The sequence below is a fragment of the Helicobacter sp. MIT 00-7814 genome (assembly GCF_003364115.1).
In the GTDB taxonomy this organism is placed as follows: Bacteria; Campylobacterota; Campylobacteria; order Campylobacterales; family Helicobacteraceae; genus Helicobacter_F.
The window spans coordinates 30,474-52,263 of record NZ_NXLL01000013.1; the positions used below are offsets into that span (position 1 = coordinate 30,474).

21 protein-coding genes, 2 tRNA genes and 1 pseudogene are annotated in these 21,790 nt (G+C 41.8%); 8 read left to right on the plus strand and 16 right to left on the minus strand.

The genetic code is table 11. From position 1 onward, the window contains the following. Positions 1 to 6: 6 nt before the first annotated feature. Entirely contained in the window at positions 7 to 1,440 is a 1,434-nt protein-coding gene (locus CQA49_RS05405) for a ComEC/Rec2 family competence protein (RefSeq protein ID WP_115574948.1), read from the plus strand. On the opposite strand, the gene CQA49_RS05410 is transcribed toward CQA49_RS05405, so the two are convergent. From CQA49_RS05410 to CQA49_RS05460, 11 genes and pseudogenes are all read right to left on the minus strand, one after another. Further along, positions 1,419 to 2,672 carry a nucleotide sugar dehydrogenase gene (locus CQA49_RS05410; protein ID WP_115574949.1) on the minus strand — a complete coding sequence of 418 codons (1,254 nt, stop codon included), beginning with the start codon at positions 2,670 to 2,672 and terminating at the stop codon, positions 1,419 to 1,421. The two genes, CQA49_RS05405 and CQA49_RS05410, sit on opposite strands and share 22 nt — an antisense overlap. Beyond that, positions 2,647 to 3,219 carry an acyltransferase gene (locus CQA49_RS05415; protein ID WP_115574950.1) on the minus strand — a complete coding sequence of 191 codons (573 nt, stop codon included), beginning with the start codon at positions 3,217 to 3,219 and terminating at the stop codon, positions 2,647 to 2,649. Before CQA49_RS05415 ends, CQA49_RS05410 begins: the two co-directional genes overlap by 26 nt. After that, positions 3,219 to 4,190, minus strand: a complete 972-nt coding sequence (locus CQA49_RS05420) for a Gfo/Idh/MocA family oxidoreductase (RefSeq protein ID WP_115574951.1) — start codon at positions 4,188 to 4,190, stop codon at positions 3,219 to 3,221. The genes CQA49_RS05415 and CQA49_RS05420 overlap by 1 nt, the downstream gene beginning before the upstream one ends. Before the next feature lie 35 nt (positions 4,191 to 4,225). After that, positions 4,226 to 5,140, minus strand: a complete 915-nt coding sequence (locus tag CQA49_RS05425; RefSeq protein WP_115574952.1) for an SPOR domain-containing protein — start codon at positions 5,138 to 5,140, stop codon at positions 4,226 to 4,228. Between the two features lie 68 nt (positions 5,141 to 5,208). Next, a pseudogene (locus tag CQA49_RS05430) lies at positions 5,209 to 5,750 on the minus strand (DUF1882 domain-containing protein). Between the two features lie 39 nt (positions 5,751 to 5,789). Further along, positions 5,790 to 7,037: a serine hydroxymethyltransferase gene (locus tag CQA49_RS05435; protein WP_115574953.1), complete on the minus strand. Its 1,248-nt coding sequence runs from the start codon at positions 7,035 to 7,037 to the stop codon at positions 5,790 to 5,792. A 39-nt stretch (positions 7,038 to 7,076) separates the two neighbouring features. After that, positions 7,077 to 8,633, minus strand: a complete 1,557-nt coding sequence (gene lysS / locus CQA49_RS05440) for a lysine--tRNA ligase (protein ID WP_115574954.1) — start codon at positions 8,631 to 8,633, stop codon at positions 7,077 to 7,079. A gap of 92 nt (positions 8,634 to 8,725) precedes the next feature. After that, the gene (locus CQA49_RS05445) at positions 8,726 to 9,259 is read right to left on the minus strand and encodes a CvpA family protein (protein ID WP_115574955.1); all 534 of its coding nucleotides are present in this window, start codon (positions 9,257 to 9,259) and stop codon (positions 8,726 to 8,728) included. A gap of 193 nt (positions 9,260 to 9,452) precedes the next feature. After that, positions 9,453 to 10,034 carry an ABC-type transport auxiliary lipoprotein family protein gene (locus tag CQA49_RS05450; protein ID WP_115574956.1) on the minus strand — a complete coding sequence of 194 codons (582 nt, stop codon included), beginning with the start codon at positions 10,032 to 10,034 and terminating at the stop codon, positions 9,453 to 9,455. 24 nt (positions 10,035 to 10,058) lie between these two features. Further along, positions 10,059 to 10,823, minus strand: coding sequence for an MlaD family protein (locus tag CQA49_RS05455; protein ID WP_115574957.1), 765 nt, complete (start codon positions 10,821 to 10,823; stop codon positions 10,059 to 10,061). 100 nt (positions 10,824 to 10,923) lie between these two features. Then, positions 10,924 to 11,000: transfer RNA gene (locus CQA49_RS05460), tRNA-Arg, on the minus strand. A 114-nt stretch (positions 11,001 to 11,114) separates the two neighbouring features. On the opposite strand from CQA49_RS05460, the gene rpsU reads away from it, so the two are divergent. After that, the gene (gene rpsU, locus CQA49_RS05465) at positions 11,115 to 11,327 is read left to right on the plus strand and encodes a 30S ribosomal protein S21 (RefSeq protein WP_115574958.1); all 213 of its coding nucleotides are present in this window, start codon (positions 11,115 to 11,117) and stop codon (positions 11,325 to 11,327) included. A gap of 81 nt (positions 11,328 to 11,408) precedes the next feature. On the opposite strand, the gene uvrB is transcribed toward rpsU, so the two are convergent. After that, positions 11,409 to 13,382: an excinuclease ABC subunit UvrB gene (gene uvrB / locus CQA49_RS05470; RefSeq protein ID WP_115574959.1), complete on the minus strand. Its 1,974-nt coding sequence runs from the start codon at positions 13,380 to 13,382 to the stop codon at positions 11,409 to 11,411. A 324-nt stretch (positions 13,383 to 13,706) separates the two neighbouring features. Here uvrB and CQA49_RS05475 point away from each other — a divergent pair, with 324 nt between their 5' ends. After that, positions 13,707 to 13,937, plus strand: a complete 231-nt coding sequence (locus CQA49_RS05475) for a hypothetical protein (RefSeq protein WP_258864207.1) — start codon at positions 13,707 to 13,709, stop codon at positions 13,935 to 13,937. Then, the gene (locus CQA49_RS05480) at positions 13,934 to 14,233 is read left to right on the plus strand and encodes a hypothetical protein (RefSeq protein WP_115574961.1); all 300 of its coding nucleotides are present in this window, start codon (positions 13,934 to 13,936) and stop codon (positions 14,231 to 14,233) included. The genes CQA49_RS05475 and CQA49_RS05480 overlap by 4 nt, the downstream gene beginning before the upstream one ends. A 10-nt stretch (positions 14,234 to 14,243) precedes the next feature. Here CQA49_RS05480 and glmU read toward each other — a convergent pair whose 3' ends face one another. Further along, a complete protein-coding gene (gene glmU / locus CQA49_RS05485) occupies positions 14,244 to 15,569 on the minus strand; it encodes a bifunctional UDP-N-acetylglucosamine diphosphorylase/glucosamine-1-phosphate N-acetyltransferase GlmU (RefSeq protein WP_115574962.1) in 1,326 nt (441 codons plus the stop codon). Between glmU and CQA49_RS09870 the strand changes: the two genes are divergently transcribed. Genes CQA49_RS09870 through CQA49_RS05495 form a run of 3 tightly spaced genes read left to right on the plus strand, consistent with a single transcriptional unit; the run spans position 15,553 to position 17,970 of the window. Then, a complete protein-coding gene (locus CQA49_RS09870; protein ID WP_147288656.1) occupies positions 15,553 to 15,795 on the plus strand; it encodes a hypothetical protein in 243 nt (80 codons plus the stop codon). The two genes, glmU and CQA49_RS09870, sit on opposite strands and share 17 nt — an antisense overlap. Positions 15,796 to 15,850: 55 nt before the next feature. Next, the gene (fliP, locus tag CQA49_RS05490; RefSeq protein ID WP_258864208.1) at positions 15,851 to 16,738 is read left to right on the plus strand and encodes a flagellar type III secretion system pore protein FliP; all 888 of its coding nucleotides are present in this window, start codon (positions 15,851 to 15,853) and stop codon (positions 16,736 to 16,738) included. Positions 16,739 to 16,740: 2 nt separating this feature from the next. Continuing rightward, positions 16,741 to 17,970: a tRNA (uridine(54)-C5)-methyltransferase TrmA gene (locus tag CQA49_RS05495; RefSeq protein WP_115574963.1), complete on the plus strand. Its 1,230-nt coding sequence runs from the start codon at positions 16,741 to 16,743 to the stop codon at positions 17,968 to 17,970. A 4-nt stretch (positions 17,971 to 17,974) separates the two neighbouring features. On the opposite strand, the gene CQA49_RS05500 is transcribed toward CQA49_RS05495, so the two are convergent. The 3 genes from CQA49_RS05500 to CQA49_RS10015 all read right to left on the minus strand — a co-directional run bounded on the left by CQA49_RS05500 (position 17,975) and on the right by CQA49_RS10015 (position 20,070). Further along, positions 17,975 to 19,510 carry a hypothetical protein gene (locus CQA49_RS05500; RefSeq protein WP_115574964.1) on the minus strand — a complete coding sequence of 512 codons (1,536 nt, stop codon included), beginning with the start codon at positions 19,508 to 19,510 and terminating at the stop codon, positions 17,975 to 17,977. Positions 19,511 to 19,519: 9 nt separating this feature from the next. Continuing rightward, a complete protein-coding gene (locus CQA49_RS05505) occupies positions 19,520 to 19,900 on the minus strand; it encodes a winged helix-turn-helix domain-containing protein (protein WP_115574965.1) in 381 nt (126 codons plus the stop codon). A gap of 94 nt (positions 19,901 to 19,994) precedes the next feature. Next, positions 19,995 to 20,070: transfer RNA gene (locus CQA49_RS10015), tRNA-Glu, on the minus strand. Between the two features lie 185 nt (positions 20,071 to 20,255). Here CQA49_RS10015 and CQA49_RS05510 point away from each other — a divergent pair. After that, positions 20,256 to 21,575 carry an MFS transporter gene (locus tag CQA49_RS05510; RefSeq protein ID WP_115574966.1) on the plus strand — a complete coding sequence of 440 codons (1,320 nt, stop codon included), beginning with the start codon at positions 20,256 to 20,258 and terminating at the stop codon, positions 21,573 to 21,575. Positions 21,576 to 21,790: the final 215 nt, after the last annotated feature.

Genomic DNA, 21,790 nt, shown 5'->3' on the forward strand with positions numbered 1-21,790 from the left:
CTTGGCATGTTAGATTCTCACAAAAAAGCAGAATCTAACGCCTCGCGGGCAAAGAAATTCCCTTCGCGGTTTTATTCCTTTCTCAAACTCCTTGCAAAGCACCTTTGGCAATCCTACAAAGACACAAGCAAAACCATAAACACCACAAGCACTTTGAGCGTGCGACTTTTAGAGAAAAAGTCTCATTGGATTTTTTTCATGCTTGGTTGTTTGTGCATTTTTGGGATTTTTTTATTTTTAGAATACCGCAACTACGCGCGCTACATAGATTCTATGCAGAATCCAACCACACTAAGCGCGCAGGTTTTGGCGCAATACACAAAGCTAGATAAAAAGAACAAGCCCTATTTTGTGCTAAAGCTCCGCGCGCAAGATGGTGCGATACTCTACACCACTTCAAAAGAGGACTTAAAGGATCTTACGCATGCCTTTGTAGAAGTGTATGGCAAAAGCGCGGAATGCGGATTCTGGCAGTATTTACAATCCTGTTTTTTCATTACTTTTTCTTTAAGTTTGGAATCTACAAAGGACTTTCACGCGCCTTTGCGTGAGTTTATTAAAGCGCAGCATGCAGATTCTAAGTTAAGTGAGCTGTATTTGACACTCTATTTGGCGGATTTTTTACCAAAATCTTTGCGCGAAGTGAGCAACAAACTTGGAATCGCGCATTTAATCGCCATTAGTGGTTTTCATCTTGGCGTGCTAAGCGCATGTATTGCCTTTGTGCTAAATCTCTGCTACAAACCACTGCAGCGCTATTTCCCCTATCGCAACCGCTTTTTTGACATTAGCGCGCTTACACTTCTTGCGCTTTTTGGTTATCTTTTGCTTATCGATTTAAATCCTTCGTTCTTACGCGCGTGGGCGATGAGCGCGCTTGCGCTGTTTTTTGTGTATAAAGGCGTGCGGGTGGTGAGTTTTGAGTTTCTCTTTATCGCGGTGATTCTTTGTGTGAGCTTTTTTCCGCGCCTAATTTTTAGCGTTGGATTCTTTCTCTCATGCATGGGCGTGTTTTATATCTACTTATTTTTGCGCTATTTTCACCCATTAACGCGCTCAAAGCTTTATAATCTCACGCTCACACCGCTATTTTTTAACACAAGTATATTTTTACATATGCTTATCATCGTGCATTTTTTCTTTCCTTATTTTAGCGCCTACACGCTTAGCGCCATTCCTTTGAGTATCGCTTTTGTGCCATTTTTCCCGCTTAGCATTTTGGCGCATTGTTTTTCACTTGGCGGGATTTTTGATTCCTTACTTTCAAGGCTTTTTAGCTTAGAAATATTTTCTATTGAAGTTTTCGCGCCCGCGTGGCTTTTTGGAATCTATCTCATTTTAAGCGCGCTTAGTATGCGGTTTTTGAGCGCATATATTGGGCTTTTTGTGTTGAGTACAGGATTTTTTGGATTCTTAGTTTATAGCCTATGCGTGGCATAGGGAAGGACATTTTTCAAATCAAAAACAATATGCTTTTGAGAATCTTTTAACAAAGCCCTTATATCAAGCTCTAAAAACTCGCTGTGCGCGTTAATTAGCATAATAATATCAAACTTTTTCCCCTCCACACTTTTAAGCGTGGAAAAGCCAAACATTTCACGCGCGCTTTCCCTATCAATGAGCGGGTCATACACCTTGACTTTGAAGCCATTTTTTTTGAGCTTTTTACGCAGGGCGGGGATTTTTGAGTTGCGCATATCAGGGCAATTTTCCTTAAATGATAATCCCAAAATCAGCACGCGCGCAGGATTTGGAAGATTTAGCTCTTTACTTAAATGCGTGATTTTTTGCGCCAAAAATTTTGACATAGTGTTATTTACACGCCGCGCGGAATTAAGAATCTGCGACTTATAAGAAAAGCGCTTTAGGATAAACGCCAAATAATACGGATCAACACTTATGCAATGCCCGCCCACAAGCCCGGGATTAAAGGGCAGAAAATTCCACTTTGTTTTCGCCGCGCTCAACACCTCGCTAGCACTTAAGCCTAATTTGTCGCACATTATCGCCACTTCATTGATAAAGGCGATATTTAAATCCCTCTGGGCATTTTCGATGAGCTTTGCCATTTCCGCCACTTCAATGCTGGGCGCTAGATAAGTATCCGTAACGCTCTCATACAGGCTTTTTAGGCGCTTTTGCACAGCTTTAGTGTTGGTGGCAATGAGCTTTGTGGTGTTTTCTAGCGTGTGTTTGGAATCTGCTGGATTAATGCGTTCTGGGGAATAAGCGATGAAAAAGTCCTTGCCCTCTTTAAGCGTGGTATTCTCACGCAGAATCTGCGCGCACTCTATGCTTGTGCAAAATGGATAGGTTGTAGATTCAAACACGACAAGATCATTTTTTTTTAATACCTTCCCCACAAGCTTGCTTGCGTGAAACAAAAACGAAAGATTTGGGCTTTTATCCTTATGAATTGGCGTAGGCACGGCGATGATAAAGACTTCGGCTTTTTTTAGCTCTTGTGGATTGTGGGTGAAATGCAGATTCTTACTCTGCGGAAAAGTTTCATTTGTATTGCGCTCAAATCCGCTTTGAAGCTCTTTTATGCGCTTTTTGTCAATGTCAAAGGCGATGACAAAATGACTTTTTGCAAACGCGCGCGCGAGCGGATAGCCCACATAGCCAAGTCCCAAAATCGCGATATTAGCCAAGCTCCACCACCGCGCCATCTCTTAGCTCATAAATACTTTTATCAAAGCTATCAATCGCCCTATTTTGAGAATCAAACTCCATTCTCACCCCCGCCTTATCCACAAAGCCAACAAGGCGCGCGGGATTCCCAACCATAAGCCCAAATGCTGGCACATCTTTTGTCACCACACTTCCCGCACCAATAAGCGCATACGCGCCGATACTAATCCCGCACACAATAGTCGCATTTGCGCCAATGCTCGCACCTTGCTTGATGAGTGTGGGGCGGAACTCATTTTTGCGCGAGAGAAAGGCGCGCGGATTTTTGACATTTGTAAAAACCACGCTAGGCGCGATAAACACGCTATTTTCCACCACCACACCGCTAAAAAGGCTCACATTATTTTGGATTCTCACATTTTCGCCAATGCTGACATTTTCGCCAATCATGCAGTTTTGCCCGATTACGCAATTTTTACCAACTTTGGCACTTGCAAAAATATGACAAAAATGCCAAATCTTGCAACCTTCCCCAATACGCGCGCCCGCGTCAATCACTGCGCTTTCATGTGCGAAATATGCCATTATGCGCCTTTGAGCTTTTCGCACAGCGGGTGGATTCGTCCCTCTTTGCTAGGGGGGATTGAGCGTAGGGTTTCAACTATTTTTATGCTAGGAAGGCTAGATTCTATCCCAAAGCCTTTGCCCTCTAGAATCTGGCGGTAACTTTGCGTGTGTAAATCCTCAAATCCGCTACTAAAATCAACTTCTTCAGAATCCACGCGCATACAGCGATAGGTGCGCGCTTGTGGATTTTCAGGCAAAAAGTTGCTGGAGACTGAAAGAAACCACGAAATTTGCGCGTGCTTGCATTGCAAAAATCCGCTCATCGTCTCTCTACTTTTATAATGCAAAATATTTTTTTCCACCGCGCCAAAAATATACTGCAACATATCAAAAAAATGTATGCCAATATTGCACGCCAGCCCCCCGCTCTTTGCCTCATCGCCCTTCCAAGAGACAAAAAACCAGCTCCCGCGCGCGGTGATATAAGTAAGCTCAATGTCAAAAATATGCGCGCTATTTTGCGCTAGGATAGAATCCACGCGCTTTTTTAACGCAATGATATTTGGATGTAGGCGCAGTTGCAAAATAGTCCAGATTTTTTTATTAGAATTTTTTTCTAACGCGAGCAATTCCCTTGCATCTTGCGCGCTCAATACAAGAGGCTTTTCACAAATCGCATTCATTCCATGCTTTAGGGCAAACTCACAATGGCTTTTATGCAAAAAATTTGGCGTGACAATGCTAAGAAAATCAATGGGACTTTGAAAATCAAGGGGCTGGCTTTGGTTATTAATGGATTGATTTTGCAAAAACGCGCTAAAAGATTCTAAACTAAGAAAAAAGCGCGCATCAGGGAAATAGCTATCTAAGATTCCCACGCAGTCATTTGTGTCGATGGCTACTAGGAGGGTGTTATTTGTCTGCTTGATAGCTTGAAGATGGCGCTTTGCTACAAAGCCCGCCACGCCAACTAAGCCAAATGCATACATTCTAAGCGCTCTTTGTGGTTGCTAAAGCCTAAAGGCTACTTTACCTCATAATAAAAAACTTGATCGCCCATATCAGTTTTGATCTTTAACATATCGTGATTTGCGTCAGTGCGGGAATTATAAGGTCCGATGAGATATTTTGTAGCATTTTGCACATTATAAACGCGATAGCTGTAATTTTCTAACTTGCCCAAAAACTCTTTGTTTGGCGTATTTGAGAATGAGCCAACTTGTATATAATGCCCTCTTTGCGCGTTTTGCCCATTTTTGCTTTTATCAATTGTTTGTGATGGGAAAGTTTGGGCGATTCCGGGGACATTTTGCGTTGCATCTTGTCCGGGGCGTGCTGGCTGTGCTGCTGGTTTTGGCGCTGGTGCAGGTGTAGCTTGTGCTGGGCGTGGTTGTGTGGTTTGTGTTTGCGCTGCTGGTTTTGGTGCTGGCGCTGGTTGTTTTGCAGGCTGTGTGGTAGGGGCTGGTTTTGGCGTTACAACTGGTTGTGTTTGTTGTGGTTGTGCTGGCTGTGGTTGTACAGGAGCTGGTGTAGGCAATACTTGCTGTGTTTGCGCAGGTTCTGTATTTTGCGCAAGTGCAGGATTTTGCTCGGTTTGCCTTTTTTGGATTTGTTGCACAATTTGCCCGAATCTATCATCTTCATCAGTCGTGCTTTGTGGTTTGATAGGCTCAAACTCATCAGAATTTTCTTGCGCTGGCGTGCTTGCTGGCTTATCTGCAAATGCTAAAGGATCTTTTTGCAAGCCACCTTCTGTAGCAGTGCTTTGCTCTAGTCCTTTTTGCACTTTATCTTCATTTAAGCTCGCAATCACCGCAATCACAAGGATCGCAAAAAGCAACACTGCTGCAACTACCAAAAGAATAATCTTTTTGCTACGATTTTGGTATTGCGCCCTTTCATCGATTAAAATATCATTAAATTCTCTTCTATCTTCCATTTTTTCTCCTTAAGAGTTTCCCTTAGAATCTTAATCCTTAAGCAAAAACCTTACCATAATTACTTAAACTACATATGCTTAGACCACGATGCCCCGCGCTCTTTTGCAAAGACATCATAAGGCAATGCGAGAATATTAAAAGTCGGTGGGAAAGTATCATTTGGGAAAACCTTCCATTCTAGCGGACAGCTTTGAGAAAGCTTCTTGAAAGCGTCTTAGCTAGCCTCTTGCCCTCTCCTAATTCCGTATGTCCTTTGTGAATGTATAAATGCAAATGTCCGGGCGTTTTAGTCGTGTAAGCAGTAAAGTTAATAAACCCTTCATCGCGCAATAAAAGCTGCGCCCTGTGGTAGAATCTATCCGGATTACGCCCATTGTAGTCAAAAACGATATTTTCGACCTTTGAGTTTTTCAAAATGAGCGAATGCGCGATGATGATTTTCTTATCCCAATGCTCGTGGATAAGCGACGAAGTCAGCATAGAATCTACGCGTTTAAACTTGTCATAGAGGATTCTAGCCGAATAAACTACCTTCTGACCGATACCGGGCTGCTTTAGGTAGTAATGCGAAGTATCCATTTTTATCAGCTTCAAATCCATCTCTGTCATAGTGCCGTCCTTTTGCTAGATTCTCTTTTTAAATAAATCCTAATAAATCGCTCTATCATAAATAATAAAATCTTTCCCCATCTCCTTAACTTCCTGCGCTATGCGCTCTTGCAAAGAAGTATTTGTAATATCATCTAAAATATCCGCGATTTTTCCACCAATCCATTGAAACTCTTTTTCCTTCATACCGCGCGCAGTGAGTGCTGGTGAGCCGATACGCACGCCACTTGTTACAAAAGGTGAGCGTGTTTCACCCGGCACGGTGTTTTTATTTACCGTTATGCCCGCATTTCCGAGTGCTAAATCCGCGTCCTTACCGCTAAAATCCTTATCAAGGAAGCTCATTAAAATAAGGTGATTATCACTTCCTCCGCTCACAAGCTTATATCCGCGTGAAACAAGCACTTTAGCAAGCTCAGAAATATTAAGTTTTACTTGTTTTGCGTAAGTTTTCCACTCAGGCTTGAGATTTTCTAAAAATCCTGCTGCTTTGCCCGCGATAACATGCATCAAAGGTCCGCCCTGCACGCCGGGAAATACCGCTTTATTGATTTTTGTGCTTAGTTCCTCGTCATCTGTCATAATCATACCGCCTCTTGGTCCGCGCAAAGTCTTATGCGTGGTGGTGGTAACGATATGGCAGTGCGGGAATGGATTTGGATATTCTCCCGCAACGACAAGCCCCGCCACATGCGCGATATCACCCATCAACAGCGCCCCTACAGAATCCGCAATCTCGCGCAACCTCTTAAAATCAAGCGCGCGCGTATAGGCTGAAAATCCACATACCAAAATCTTTGGCTTCACCACCTGCGCGTATTCCATAACCTTATCATAATTAATATACCCATCAAGCTCCACGCCATAAAAAAAGCTTTGGTAAAGTTGTCCGCTCGTGCTTACTTTCGCGCCATGTGTCAAATGCCCGCCGTGGCTTAAATCCATACCCAAAATTTTGTCATAAGGTTTTAAAAGTGCTGCATACACTGCGCCATTTGCTTGTGAGCCAGAATGCGGTTGGACATTGACAAACTCACAGCCAAAGAGTTTTTTTGCCCTTTCAATTGCGAGATTCTCAATCTCATCGACAAACTCACAGCCTCCATAGTAGCGCTTGCCCGGATAGCCTTCAGCATATTTGTTTGTCAGCACACTTCCCATCGCTTCCATAACGCTTGGAAAAGTGAAGTTCTCACTTGCAATCATCTCTAAATGTGTATTTTGACGCTCCAACTCTTTATTAATAAGTGAAAAAAGTTCAGAATCTTGCTCTAAAAAATACGCCATTTTCTCTCCCTTAAATGTAAGTTTTGTATGAAGATAGTTTTATTTTTCCTTATCCTCTAGTATATCATAATTTCCTTTATGTGGCTTAAGGGCAGGGAATAAAATCACATCTTTAATGCTTTTATTGTTTGTCAAAAGCATCACAAGCCTATCAATACCTATGCCTTCCCCAGCCGTTGGTGGCATACCATAACCAAGCGCCCAAAGAAAATCCTCGTCCATATATTGCGCCTCTTCATCGCCTGCATCTTTTTGCGCCACCTGCTCTTCAAAGCGCGCCTTTTGATCAAGCGGATCATTTAGCTCATTAAAGCCATTTGCAATCTCGCGCCCACCGATAAAAAGCTCAAAGCGCTCTGCAATATCAGGGTTTGCCTCACTTCGGCGTGCAAGCGGGCTAATCTCTATTGGATATTCCACGATAAAAGTTGGGTTAATTAACTTAGATTCCACAAAATTCCCAAACGCTTCATCAAGCAATTTTCCATAACTTAGATTTGGCGCTAGTTTAATGCCAGCTTCGCGCAAGTAGGATTCCAAACGCTCTTTGTTTTCGATAATTTCAGAATCTAATCCGCCAATTTTTTGCAAAGATTGCTTATAACTTAGAATCTCCCACTTGCTAAAATCAATTTCCATCTCGCCAAATTGAAGCACTGAAGGCAATTCCAAACGCTCAAATAAAAAGGCAAAAAGCTCTTTTGTAAGCGCGATTAAATCCGAAAAAGTATGATACGCCCAATAAAACTCAATGCTGCTAAACTCGGGGTTATGAGAATGATCAATGCCTTCATTGCGGAAGTTGCGGTTAATCTCATAAATCGCCTCAAAGCCCCCAACAATGAGGCGCTTCAAATAAAGCTCTGGCGCAATACGCAAATAACGCTCAACATTAAGCGCATTATGATGCGTGACAAATGGCTTTGCGTTCGCACCGCCGGGGATTGGGTGAAGCATTGGCGTTTCAACTTCTAAGAATCCTAAATTATCAAAAAATTCTCGAATAGAAGCGATGATTTTAGAGCGCAAAATAAAAGTTTTTTTCACATTATCATTTACAATCAAATCCACATAGCGCTGGCGGTAGCGCAATTCCACATCGCTTAAGCCGTGAAATTTTTCAGGCAAAGGAATGATGGCTTTGCAAAGGATTCTAAAATCTTGCGCGTGAATACTTAGCTCGCCACTTTTGGTAACAAACGCAAATCCGCTCACACCGATAATATCCCCAACTTCTAAAATCTTTTTTATCTCCTCAAAGCGTTCGCCCACATCATTTTTACTAATATAAGCCTGCAAAATCCCGCTTTGATCCTCAACCTTAATAAAACACGCCTTTCCCATAAGGCGGATAAAGCGCACGCGCCCGACAATGGATTCTGTAGTGGAAGCTTTTTTAGAATCTGCAGATTCTGAAGTGCTTGCCTGCGTATCTGCTTGCAAAGCAGAATCCTGCGTGCAAAGGTAGTTATATTTTTCTAAAAATTCTTTATTGCTTAGCGAGCGCACAGCATTCGTGCCATAAGGGTTTTGCCCAGATTCTGCAAGAAGCGCGGCTTTTTTAAGTCGTTGCTGGATATAAAAATTTGAAAACATTGCCTTTCCTTAAATTTGCTTAATTTTCTAAATGTCCCTAACTTCTAAATTTGCCTAAATTTGAGGCGCACTTTACCGCGATAAAGCTTATGCTAGTTTTTGCCCTGCACAGCGTTACCTGTGGATTCTATAGTTTGGGTTACGATTTCAAAATCCGTAATATCATGCGCGAAACTCTGCATCAATCGATACACAAAGCTTTCACTCTGCGCCTTTTGGGCGAAATTTTGCAAAAATGAAATTTGCGCAAGAAAAAAGATAATAATCGCAAGCAACGCAAATGATTTACAGAATCCAAAAATCAGCCCAAGCGCCTTATCTAAGCGCTCTGCAAGCGTATTTTGCACCCACCTTGCGATAATCTCACTTAGTAGCACAAAAAGCAAATATACAATCGTCGCCACCACCAAAAACGCGATAATCGTATTTATCTGCGGGGAAAAATTAAAAACATGCGCACTTAGCACATTGCTTGTCTGCGTGTAAAAACGCGCTGCTAAAAAAATCCCAAGAAGCAACCCTAGCAAACTCCCAAAACTGCGCACAAAGCCTTGATTGATACTTTTCACGCTCAAAAGCGCACTTAAAAGAAGTAAGCAAACATCAATATAACTTAGTTGCTCCATTGTTGTCCTAAGGTGTGGGATTTTTGTGGCGTTAAAAGCGCGATTCTAGCTAAGATAAGCTTAAAATGAAGTAAGGTTTTTTCTCTAAATTCCCACTCACGCAAACAAACTCACAAAATCCGCTCCATAAAAAGCAATATTAAAAGTCTTGCTTTTTATTTAAGGCGCTTTGTTGTTGAAACGCCTTTAGCGCCTATTTTGAAATTTCAGCAAGCAAATCTTCTAGCGCTTTTTTGCTCACCTGTGCAAAAACTGGGGCAAACTCCTTGCCTTCAATAAGCGCTTCTTGCGTGATTATGCCGTTTTTCAATGGGTGCAAATCTTTTGAGTTAATAAGCTCAAAGTGCAGTGCTATCGTGGCGTATTGCTCGCTACCTTTTTGCATGATAAGGAATCTATCAATGTAGATTTTTAGCGTGTAGGCAAGCTTTGTGCTACCAAATGGCGCGCGCACGGCGTTGAAACCTTGCGCATTCATCATTCCTACAAGGCTTGAGGAAAGCATATCGCGCGGTTTTGTCGCCCATTGCATATTTGGCAGGGCTTTTAGTTGCAAGCTTTGAGAATCAAGCTTAAAAATATCCGTGCTATCATAAGGCATACTCGCTGCAAAGATGATTCCATAAGTTTGGGCGGATTTGTTTTTTGCAGATTCCATTTCATTGCCAAAGCTAATATCAAAAAGGCTAATTTCTGGAATCTCTGTCTTTATATCCACATTTACGCACGCGCCTAGCATAAATGCTAGCGCTAAAATACCAAAAAATTTTTTCATACAATTTCCTTTGATTTTTAAAGATTATTTCGCTGGCTTTTGTCTGCCAAAGATGCTGTCATATGGGTTTTTCTCGATTTTATTTACCAAATGCGTGGCTTTTGAGAAAAAGACATTCATCTGCAAAAGCGCATCTTGGAGTTGCAACATTGTGGGATTGAGAATCGAGCGGATATCATATTGCCCATCTTTGAAGTTTGTATCTACCTTTAGCGCGATAGAATCTAGCCTTTGAGTAAGGACATTGAGATGATTTGTCACCAAAGTGAGTTGCTCTAAAAGTAGGCTTATGTTTTTGGTATTTTCCTCGCTTGTGATTTTTGCGAGATTTGTTATCATCTCATCGGCTTTTTCCCCAATATCACCGGCTTTTTGCAATAAAATATCAAGTCCGCCTTTTTGGATTTCTAGGATATTATCATTTTTTGGCGCGCCATTGCCTTGCGTAAGTGCGAGGTAATTTGAGCCAGCAAGCCCGCTTGAAGCCACGCTTACAAACGCGCCTTCTTTTAGCGTGAGCGCAGATTCTAGGCTTAGTGTGATTTTGATTTGCCCAAGACTTAAATCTTCAAAGCTTACATTACTCACTTTCCCAACGCCTATGCCTTTAAACTTCACAGGCGTATTTACACCCACAGAGGAAAGCTCATCTTGCGTGTAGATATAATAGACTTTGTGCTTATTTGCGTTAAAATCAAAGCGCCCAAGCCACAGCACAAAAAAGCATAATCCAACCACAATGCTAATAAATACAATTCCAATTGACATATATCTGACATTGCGTTCCATAAAAACTCCGATTTGCAAAATGTATATAAAAGGCTAGTGCAAAAAGACTAATAAGAGAATAAAATTCGCATTGTTCTGCTCTGTAATGTTTAAAGAAGTATGGCGTGCTCGGAGGGATTCAAACCCCCGACCTACAGGACCGCAACCTGTTGCTCTATTCAGCTGAGCTACGAGCACTTGTTTATGTGATACAAAAAAGAAGCGCAATTATAGCTTAAAATCCTTAATGTTTGTTTTAGAATTTTTACATTACAATTTCTGCCCTAATTTATATAGAAAGAAGGTGAGAGTATGCCGGGTATTAAAGTTCGAGAAACTGAAAGCTTTGATGAAGCGTATAGAAAGTTTAAAAAGCAAACTGATAGAAATCTCGTAGTGACAGAAGCGCGCGCGAGAAGATTTTTTGAGCCACAAACTGAAAAACGCAAAAAGCAAAAAATCAACGCGAAGAAAAAACTTCTCAAGCGTCTTTATATGCTTAGAAGATACGAGTCAAAACTTTAAAAATCCTTTTCTAGTGGCTTTTGAAGTCACTAGATTCTATAATTTCTGCAATTTTTATAAACTTCTTAGCTAAAAACCTAACTATCCCCTAATTTTTGCTATCTCATCGCGCAGTCGTGCAGCCTCTTCAAATTCCAGATTCTTAGCAGCTTGTAGCATTTTAGTTTTGAGTTCTTTAATGATAGAATCCCGCTCGCTTTTTGGGATTTTTTTAGCATTTTTTTCATACAATCTCCCGCTAGCGCTTGATTCTAGCTTAAGTTCCTCCTCTACATTGCGCTTGACAGATTGTGGCGTGATATTATGCGCTTTATTATAGGCTTCTTGCTTGCTTCGGCGGTAGTCTGTGATTTCAAAAGCGCGCTGCATTGAGTTTGTGACTTTTTTAGCATACAAAATCACCTTGCCTTCCACATTGCGCGCTGCGCGTCCCATCGTTTGGATTAGACTTGTTTCTGAACGCAAAAAGCCCTCTTTGTCCGCGTCCATTATCGCAATAAGGCTCACTTCGGGTAAATCCAGCCCCTCGCGCAAAAGATTTATCCCAATGAGCACATCAAATTCGCCAAGCCTAAGCGCGCGGATAAGGTGATTACGCTCGATAGCATCGATATCGCTATGCATATAGCGCACTTTGATTCCAAGCTCGGTGTAGTATTTACTAAGCTCTTCAGCCATTTTTTTAGTTAGCGTGGTGATAAGCACGCGCTCATTTTTTGCCACACGCGCTTTAATCTCGCTCACCAAATCAATCACTTGATTATCAGAATCTCGCACCTCATACAGCGGATCAAGAAGCCCTGTTGGGCGGATAATCTGTTCAGCACTATGATTAATGCTAAGTTCGAGCTCTAAACTAGCCGGCGTGGCGGAGACGAAAAGATAATGTGGCGCTTTATTAATAAACTCATCAAAGCGCAAAGGGCGATTATCCAGCGCACTAGGCAAGCGGAATCCATACTCCACAAGCACTTCTTTCCTGCTCCTATCGCCCGCATACATTCCGCCAAATTGTGGCAGGCTGACATGCGATTCATCAACAATGATAAGATAAGGCTTATTTTTTTGCGCGAAATAATCTAACAAACTATAAGGCGTCTCGCCCGGCGCCTTGCCGGTTAAATGGCGCGCGTAGTTTTCAATGCCTTTGCAAATCCCAGATTCTCTAATCATTTCTAAATCAAACTCCGTGCGCCCTTTTAAGCGCTGATATTCCACCTGCCTATCCTCTACCTCAAACTCGCCCAAGCGGGAATCTAGCTCAGATTCTATATTTTTAAGCGCATTTTGCAAACGCTCCGCGCCCACGATAAATTGATTTGCCGCATAGAGCACAAAAGATTCTACGCTTTTTACTTTCACACGCTCGATACTATCATACAGCGCGACGCTTTCAACCTCATCGCCAAAAAACTCCACCCGCACAAACTCGCTTTCATTATACGCAGGGAAAATATCCACCACCTCGCCCTGCACGCGGAAATTTCCCCGCTCAAAAATCGTGTCATTGCGTATATAGCCCATATCAACGAGCTTTAGCAAAAAGCCCTTTTGTGCGCGGATTTGCCCCACTTCGATTTTTTCGATCATACTTAAATACTCGCTTGGATTACCCAAACCATAATTCGCACTCACGCTCGCCACCACAATCACATCATCATACGCAAGGAGCGAAGTTGTTGCAGAAAGCCTTAGGCGCTCTAGCTCTTCATTAATACTAGAATCTTTTTCGATAAACAAGTCCCTGCGCGGAATATAGGCTTCTGGCTGATAATAATCAAAGTGGCTGATGAAATATTCCACATGATTTTTTGGAAAAAAGCCCTTGAACTCACTATAAAGCTGTGCGGCAAGGGTTTTGTTATGCGTCATTATAAGCGTTGGGATATTGAGCGTTGCGATGATATTTGCCATCGTATAAGTTTTCCCACTGCCTGTAACGCCGATAAGCGTGGAATACTGCGCGCCATCATTTATGGAATCTACGATTTTCTTAATCGCTTGTGGTTGGTCGCCTGCTGGGCTATAGGGCGAGTGTAGCTCAAAGTTTTTCATAAATGTTTATTCCTTTAAATTGTATCGTCTCGCGGGAGTGAATCCCGCTTCGCCTCCGCTCCACTGCGTTGCGCGTTCATACTCAACCTTTTTTTAATTTTTAAGATTGAAAGATTCTTTAACCCTTTTTGGTAACTTAAGAATCCGTTCCTTAGGTTTTCATTATGCTTCGCTTTCGCGCACATATTTTACCTTGATTTGATTGACAAGATTCTACAGATTCTCTAACGCGTTCTAGTGGTTTAGAGAATCTGCGCTTAAAAAGCGTGTTCTTATTTCTTTGTGTTATAATTGCAATTTTACTCTACTTACTTTAAGGATTGCATGATGGATTCACAAATTATGGAAAAACTCACCCAAAAAATCGAGGAAATGCTGACAAAAATCGCTTCACAAAAAGAAGAGATAGAATCTTTGCGCCATGAGATTGTCAAGCTGAAGTCTGAAAATGAGGCAAAAGATTTGCAAATTTCAAATCTCTATGAAAATATAGGCTCGCAGAAAAAGGGCATAGAAGAGCTTTTCAGCAAAATTGATGAAAGCCTTAAAGTATGAGTGAATCTATTGAGATAAATATCGAGGATAGGCGCTTTAGCATTTCTTTAGCGCCTTTGAGCGCGCGCGCGCAAAGCGAAATCCGCGCGTTTTTTAGCCCCGATAACGAGCAAAAGCGCGTAAAAATCGTTGAGCTTTTGCAAGCCTATATCACAAAATCCGAAGAACATGCAAGACTACATCAAAGTTTAGAGCATCTTTACAGCGAGATTGAGCAGACGCAAAAAGCGTCAAAAGCTGAAGCTTCAAACATTGATAGCCCACAAATTGATATTTTAAGTAGCGAAAATCTCTAAAACTTTCTAGCTACTTCTCTTTCTTTTCAAAAAACTTCCAAAAAAAGCCCTCTTTGTTGCTTTGCTTTTGGCGTGAGATGGCTAATGCACCATTTGGCACATCATGCGTGATTGTGCTACCTGCGGCAATGAGCGTGTTTGATTCTACCCTTACAGGCGCGATAAGCTGAGAATCGCTTCCCACAAAGACATTTTCGCCGATGAAGGTTTTGTATTTTTTCTTGCCATCATAGTTGCAGGTGATGACGCCAGCGCCGATATTGCTGCCATTTTGTATCTCGCAATCGCCTAGGTAGCTTAAATGCCCCGCTTTGACACCTTGAAGATTCCCAGCTTTTACCTCGACAAAGTTTCCGATATGTGTGTTTGAAATCTCGCTATTTGGGCGGATATGCGCCATAGGTCCAATGTCAGAATCTACTATTTTGCTAGATTCCACCACGCTATGGGCTTTGATATGCGCGTTTTGCAAAAAGCATTTTCCGCTAATCCTCACGCCATTTTCAAGCCTGCATTCCCCGCTAAATTCCACGCCACATTCTAAATAAATCGTATGTGGCAAATCCATAATCACGCCATTTTCCATGGCTTTCACCCTTAAACGCTCCAAAAGCACCTCTTGAGCCTTAGCTAAATGCGCTTTGGAATTCACCCCCATATATTCGCGCTCACTCACGCGCACAGCGGCTATTTGCACACCTTCAGCGCGAGCAAGCGCGATAATGTCGGTAAGATAGTATTCTTTCTGCGCGTTGTCGTTTTTAAGGCGCGGAAGATAGGATTCTAAAATCTCTCTATCAAAGACATACACGCCCGCATTTACACTTTTAAGTGTGAGTTCCTCTTGTGTGGCGTCCTTTTGCTCGACAATCTTTTGCACACACAAAGCATTTGGCTCGCTAGATTCTAGCACCACGCGCCCATAACCGCTAGGATTTTCCAAAAACAGCACACTTAGCACGATAGATTCCTTACGCGCGCAAAGCTCGCGCAAGCTAGATTCTTGCACCAAAGGCATATCACCATTTAACACCAAAATGCGCTTGTGCTTTGTCTCAATGCCACGCAGTGCGCCACCTGTGCCGGGGAAGTTTTGATGATCTTGAAGGTGAAAAAAGATTTTTTCCCCAACAAGCGCGCCAAAATCCCTCTGTATCTGCTCTTTAACAAGCTCTGCCTTGTGAAAAAGCACAATATGGATATCTTCGCTCATTGTAAGCGCACAATCAATGCTAAGGCTTAGCATGCTCCTGCCACAAAGGGTATGCAACACCTTTGGCGTGTCTGATTTCATACGCGTGCCTGCCCCAGCGGCTAAGATGATGACAGATAACATTCAAAATTCCTTTTTGCTAAATTTATTAAATTTTAACACACTAAACCTTATAATTGCACGCTTGCGATGGGAAAATAAAGGTAGCACGTCATTGCGAAGATTCTGCAGGAATCCGAAGCAATCCATTAAGGATTCTAAAATCACCAAACCGCGGGGCAGAATCTTAAAACCTCATCAACCAAAAAAGATAAAATATGCGCGCGAAAGCGAAGTGCAACGAAGCTGAAGCGGAGGCGAAGTGCGATTCACTCGCACGAGACGATACAATTTAAAGGAATAATTTGCAAAAAATCTTAACACTACTTTTTTTATGTGTTGCAATACTTTTTGCGCAGGGCGAGGAATTCCCCTATATGATAGAAGTGGAAAATCCAAACACGCCCCCACCTCCGCTTATTGAAACGCTCAATCCCCAACCGCAATCTCAAGCCACGCCAAGCACGCAAACGCAGGAAATCACCAGCACACCGCTTGTTGATATCCCCGCTCCTGCGCCGATTCCAAAAATCGATCTTTCCCTAAGCGCGCCGAGCAACCCAAGCGAGCTTGTTACCACGCTTAATATTGTCATCATCATCACACTGCTTGTGCTCGCGCCATCGCTGATTTTGGTGATGACGAGCTTTACGCGCATTTTGATTGTTTTTGCCTTTTTACGCACCGCTCTTGGCACGCAGCAGTCCCCGCCCACGCAGATTCTCGTGTCATTATCACTTGTGCTGACATTTTTTATCATGGAGCCGGTGGTAACCAAAGCGTATGAAGATGGCATCAAGCCCTATATTGCCGAGCAGATTTCCTATGATGAGGCGTTTATGCGCGCGGCGAAGCCTTTTAAGGAGTTTATGATTTACAACACGCGCGAGAAAGACATTGCGCTTTTTTTGCGTATCCGCAATATGGATAATCCCCAGACAATCGATGATGTGCCCCTAAGTATCGCGATTCCGGCGTTTATGATTAGCGAGCTTAAGACGGCGTTTTGGATAGGATTTTTGCTGTATTTGCCATTTCTTGTGATTGATATGGTGGTAAGCTCGGTGCTGATGGCGATGGGTATGATGATGCTCCCGCCGGTGATGATTTCACTTCCTTTTAAGATTCTCGTGTTTGTGCTTGTCGATGGGTTTAATCTCTTGGTTGGCAACCTCGTAGCGGGGTTTAAGTAGCTTTGCATTGCCCTGTTTTTGGAATCTGCGGAGGTTGCGCGGAATTTGCAGAATATAGTTTTGCAAAAAAAGTCGCACAAGTATTAGAAGACTTTAGCCCACTTGTGGCAGAAAACCTCGCAAAAAGATTCCCAAAGTTTGAGCATATCCCAGCTTTTGAGTCTAAGGATTCCTATTTTCGCTCGCGGGCGGATTTTAGATTCTATACCCAAAGAGAAACGCCCAACCAACGCCTTTTCTTCGCCACAAACAGCCTTGGGAAAAATAATCGCATCGCCATACAATCCTGCCCCATAGTCCTAGAGCCCATAGAGCGTTGTATGAGCGCGCTACTAAGCTACCTAAACGCACTTGCGCCCTCACATATTTTGCGCCACAAACTCTATGGCGCGAGCTTTTTAGCAAGTCAGAGCGAGTGCATTTTTAGCCTCATTTATCACAAGCACCTAGATTCTGCGTGGGGATCTAGCGCGCGGGAATTGATGGCGTATTTAAATCACACGCACAAGGATTTTACAAGCTTTTTATTGGGGCAAAGCAAGGGGCAAAAGGTGGTTTTAGAGCGCGATTATTTGCTTGATAATTTTAGTTTCTATTTAGATACAAACACGCGCAGTGCGTTAGGATTAAATTTTAAGCTTGAGAAAATGAGTTCTTTTAAAAAATACGCGCTTTTCTCTCAACCAAACCCTTACGCAAATGCCAACATGAGCGCGTTTTTACTGCAAGAAATCCCAAAGATTCTGCCAAATCACAAGGCGTGCGATTTGCTGGAACTTTATTGCGGTAGTGGGAACTTCACGCTTGTTTTGGCGCAGGTATTTAGGAGCATTTTTGCAAGCGAGGTTGTCAAGGATTCCATCGCGCTTTTGCGCCACACGCTGGAATTTCAGCATATCACAAACATCACCATCGCGCGCCTTAATGCTAAAGAGACGCAAAGCGCGCTAAAGCGTGAGCGGGAGTTTGAGCGCTTGAAGGGCGTTGATTTGGATTTTTTTAATTTTGGCGCGGTGCTTGTCGATCCGCCACGAAGCGGGATAGGTGACAAGGAGATTCTGGAGTTTTTAGCGCAATTTAGGTGTATTATTTATATTTCTTGCAATCCGCGCACGCTAGATTCCGACTTGCAAAGTTTGCTTCGCACGCATAAAATTGCAAGTTTTGCTTTTTTTGAACAATTCCCCTACACGCACCATATTGAATCTATCGCGATTCTCACACGCGGATAAAAATCTACTTAGGAATAATTGAATTTTTTCGTGCTGTTTTTTGCAAGGAAAAAACACAAAAATTTAAAATCAAAAAACATATCATGCCGATAAGATAAAATGTTGTTGCTATAGAAGGGGTGAGTGTTTCAATTTGAAAAAGATGCAGTAAATCATTTGCTCTGAAATTGCTCACAAGTGGACTAAGTAATTGGGGTGCACTTATTAAAACAACAAAAAAAGCAATATAAAGTGCCAATCTAAAAGTTATTGCTATAAAATTGTTTTTACATATAAAAATACTATATGCAAGGGTTAGTGTAATCATATATGCCAACAGCATAAAGAATGTTAGCTGTTTTGTCTGGTTTTCAAATAGCCAAGTGTAGGATAACACAAAACATACACACAAACCAAACAATAAGCTAGCAAGTGAAATTTTATATCCACTTGCATAACGCATGATAATGCAACAAAAAAGCATAATAATAACACTTGCTAGAACATAAACAGCAGTTAACCTAAGAGAATCTAAAGAGGATAAAAATGGCTCCAATAAAATAACACCATAAAAAAATAAAGCATGTACCACCACCATCCATGCTGAAAAATTTACAATTCTTGCAAGACTTGTATAATGCTCACTCGTATGCCTATAAAATTTTAACATTAAACATTCTATTGTCTTGGAAAAATCATGGCTTGGCTTAGAATACTCATTTTTTATTTTTTGCATAAAACTAGGTTTTACAGATTTAACATTTTTGTTTTTTAAAATATCTATTTCTATCTCATTTTCTAATGCCATTTCTTTTAGGTAAAGTTCATATTTATAGTATTTTGACACATCTGAAAGACTATCGCTAGCAATAAATACACTCTTATAGATTCTAAAGCTTTCAGAATATTGATTAAGGATTTCTTGCTTACGGATATTTTGTTGTGTATCATTTTTTCCTGTAATATTTTCTTTTTTGCATTCCTGCTGAATAAACTCTTTTAGCTCATCAAGGCTTTTTTCACATCGCGCACCTGAAAAATTTGCGTGCTTTTCAAATTGGTTGTCATATATTTTTGGCGGATTAAGAAATACCACATTACAAAAACTTGCTCGAGTAAAATCATTATTACACAGCTCTAAACGCTTAAACTGCGCGCTTTCAAAATAAACATTCTCTCTAAATTTTGCATATTTGCAAATAAATTCTTCAAATTCGCAATATGAAAAATTTACACTTTGCTCAAAAATACATTCTTCAAACACTAATGATTTAATACTTTTTTTCTTGGTAGCCTCTCCTTTAAATTCAAGCGGTTGTGTAAATCTACAACGACAAAAGCAAAGAGAATAAAGATGAAGTTTCTCTAATTTTAAGGATTCTAGCTCTAAGGACTCTTTGCTACTTTTTGGCTGTATAGTGTAGGTGCCAGTAGCGGTATCATAAGCTACTCTAGATTTTTGTGCATTCACACCTAGCAAATTAGAAACTTCTATAACTTTTTCTTTATATTCGCGCCCTTCTTTCAAAGCTCGTTTGTGTATCGCTAATGGTGGATTCATATTTAAAACTTACCCCTTAATCTTCCCACGCATAGCTTCTATCCTTGCATTGAGTTCATCGAAGTCCTTGCAGTCCTTGAAATTCTCAAAAAATTCCTCTTTTAGCGCTTGAAGATTCTTAAAAACTTCGATTGCCTTTTTGCCTTCACTCGTTAGCTGTGTGCCGCTATTTTTCCCGCCACCTGCATTTGAGAGCACCAACTCATTTGGGTGCGAAATCTTATTCATAATATCCACGCTATCCCACGCGGCTTTGTAGCTCATTTTCATCTGCTTTGCAGCCTTTGAGATTGAGCCACTCTCTGCTATGCGCTCTAGCAGCTCCACTCTCCCAGCGCCTAAATAACTCTTAGTATCCTCCCTAATCCAAATACGCGAACATACAAACATCTTGCCCCCTTTATGTAAAAATTTATATATTTTTTGGATTTTAGCAAAATTTTAGGTTTGTGGGAATGTAAAGTCTCTTTTTTAAGAAGTGATTTGGCGACCCCTGCAAGATTTGAACTTGCGTGCCCGCCTAGAAGGGGCGGTATCCTTGGCCACTAGATGAAGGGGTCAAAGGCGCAATTATAACAAAAACGAGCAATGCTAGCGCAAACAACTTTTAGTCTTTAGAGTTTTCAATCGCCTAACCACGCGAGAATCAAATTTCCATCAAAATTTCACTAGATTCTGCCATTTTGTTTGGTAATTTGAGAATCTGCACTATAATAACGCCCAAAATTCACCTTCAAGGACAGCAATGTTTAAAAATATTTTTGGGCTTACCTTGGTTTCATCTTTGCGCTTTTTTGGGCTTTTTATCGCGCTGCCTGCGATTTCGCTTTATGCTTCTAGCTTTGAGACAAGCGCGTTTTTGGCAGGAATTGCAGCTGGTGGCTATGCGATTACGCAGATTATTTTTCAAACGCCCTTTGGGATCTGGAGCGACAAAGTCGATAGAAAAATCGTGCTTATTTTTGGGCTTGTGATTTTTATCATCGGCTCGTTTGTGTGCGCGTTTGCGGATTCTATTACGATGCTAATTATTGGGCGCTTCATTCAAGGTGCAGGCGCGATAGGTGGCGTGATAAGCGCGCAAATCGCGGATTTAGTCAGGGAGGAATCACGCACAAAAGCCATGGCAATCATGGGCGCGGGCATTTTTGTGAGCTTTATTTTAGCGATGATTTTAGGACCGATTGTTGCGGCGTATTTGGGGCTCAATGCGATTTTTTTCCTCACAGCGGGGCTAAACCTCATCGCGCTTTTGGTGCTAATCTTCAAGGTGGAATCTAGCCCTGTTATGCAGTATTCCTATCAAGATTCTCAATTTGATACTATTTTGAAAAACAAAAACCTGCAAATTATGAATCTAAGCGCGTTTTTGCAAAAATTTTTGATGATTCTAAGCTTTGTCGTCGTTGGCATGGCGCTAGAAAATCACTTCGCCCTGCATGAGCTTGACTTGTGGAAAATCTACGCACCCGCGGCGATTTTGGGGCTTTTGGTGTTAGCACCCGCTACAATTTTGGCGCAGAAAAAGGGCTATTTCAAGCAAGTGCTGCTCTGTGGCATTGGCGCATTTGGCGGGGCGTATTTGCTCATTGGCATTGCTGGCGTGATGGAAAGTCTTTGGCTTTTTGTGGTTGGCGTATTTTTGTTTTTCATCGGATTTTCAATCCATGAGCCCATCATGCAAACGCTCACAAGTCGCTACGCAAAAGCTTCGCAAAAAGGCTCGGCGTTAGGGCTTTTCACCACGCTTGGCTTTGTAGGCTCGGCACTTGGGGCAGTGTGCGGGGGATTGCTTTACGATCTTTTTGATATTAGCTTGCTTGCGTGCGGAGTGGTTATTGTGTGCGTGCTGTGGGCGATTGTCATGGCTTTGGGATTGCAGAATCCAACGCATGAAAAAAATCTCTACCTCCCGCTAGATTCTTTTAATTTAGAGCATTTTACGCGCCTTAATACGCGCTTTGGGATTATTGAATGGTATGTCAATAGCACGCAGGGCGTGATTGTAGTCAAATATGAGGAAAGTAAGATTTCAAAAGAAGAGATTTTAGAATCTGTGGGGTAGATTCTAAAATTCTAGCCAACATGAGGGAATCTTGCAAAATCTTTGCAAGAATTTAGAATCTTTAGAATCTTATTTGTGTTTTTAATTCCTTTAAAAAGATTCTATTTCTCAAAGCTTTTTAATTTTGTCAAACCCCACTCGGTGTTTTAAAGTTTTCTTTTTGCAAGGGGGACAAGGGGGCTTGAATTAGCAAGCTCGCTCCCCTCCCCCTTATC

Coding starts and splice junctions, on each gene's coding strand:
- CQA49_RS05445 (WP_115574955.1), bottom strand. CDS start 9,259: ATGGAGCAACTAAGTTATATTGATGTTTGCTTACTTCTTTTAAGTGCG.
- CQA49_RS05500 (WP_115574964.1), bottom strand. CDS start 19,510: ATGAATCCACCATTAGCGATACACAAACGAGCTTTGAAAGAAGGGCGC.
- CQA49_RS05415 (WP_115574950.1), bottom strand. CDS start 3,219: ATGGCATATTTCGCACATGAAAGCGCAGTGATTGACGCGGGCGCGCGT.
- CQA49_RS05420 (WP_115574951.1), bottom strand. CDS start 4,190: ATGTATGCATTTGGCTTAGTTGGCGTGGCGGGCTTTGTAGCAAAGCGC.
- CQA49_RS05405 (WP_115574948.1), top strand. CDS start 7: ATGTTAGATTCTCACAAAAAAGCAGAATCTAACGCCTCGCGGGCAAAG.
- CQA49_RS09870 (WP_147288656.1), top strand. CDS start 15,553: ATGATGACAGATAACATTCAAAATTCCTTTTTGCTAAATTTATTAAAT.
- lysS (WP_115574954.1), bottom strand. CDS start 8,633: ATGTTTTCAAATTTTTATATCCAGCAACGACTTAAAAAAGCCGCGCTT.
- rpsU (WP_115574958.1), top strand. CDS start 11,115: ATGCCGGGTATTAAAGTTCGAGAAACTGAAAGCTTTGATGAAGCGTAT.
- CQA49_RS05510 (WP_115574966.1), top strand. CDS start 20,256: ATGTTTAAAAATATTTTTGGGCTTACCTTGGTTTCATCTTTGCGCTTT.
- CQA49_RS05435 (WP_115574953.1), bottom strand. CDS start 7,037: ATGGCGTATTTTTTAGAGCAAGATTCTGAACTTTTTTCACTTATTAAT.
- CQA49_RS05505 (WP_115574965.1), bottom strand. CDS start 19,900: ATGTTTGTATGTTCGCGTATTTGGATTAGGGAGGATACTAAGAGTTAT.
- CQA49_RS05410 (WP_115574949.1), bottom strand. CDS start 2,672: ATGGCGCGGTGGTGGAGCTTGGCTAATATCGCGATTTTGGGACTTGGC.
- CQA49_RS05450 (WP_115574956.1), bottom strand. CDS start 10,034: ATGAAAAAATTTTTTGGTATTTTAGCGCTAGCATTTATGCTAGGCGCG.
- CQA49_RS05425 (WP_115574952.1), bottom strand. CDS start 5,140: ATGGAAGATAGAAGAGAATTTAATGATATTTTAATCGATGAAAGGGCG.
- CQA49_RS05475 (WP_258864207.1), top strand. CDS start 13,707: ATGATGGATTCACAAATTATGGAAAAACTCACCCAAAAAATCGAGGAA.
- glmU (WP_115574962.1), bottom strand. CDS start 15,569: ATGTTATCTGTCATCATCTTAGCCGCTGGGGCAGGCACGCGTATGAAA.
- uvrB (WP_115574959.1), bottom strand. CDS start 13,382: ATGAAAAACTTTGAGCTACACTCGCCCTATAGCCCAGCAGGCGACCAA.
- CQA49_RS05455 (WP_115574957.1), bottom strand. CDS start 10,823: ATGGAACGCAATGTCAGATATATGTCAATTGGAATTGTATTTATTAGC.
- CQA49_RS05480 (WP_115574961.1), top strand. CDS start 13,934: ATGAGTGAATCTATTGAGATAAATATCGAGGATAGGCGCTTTAGCATT.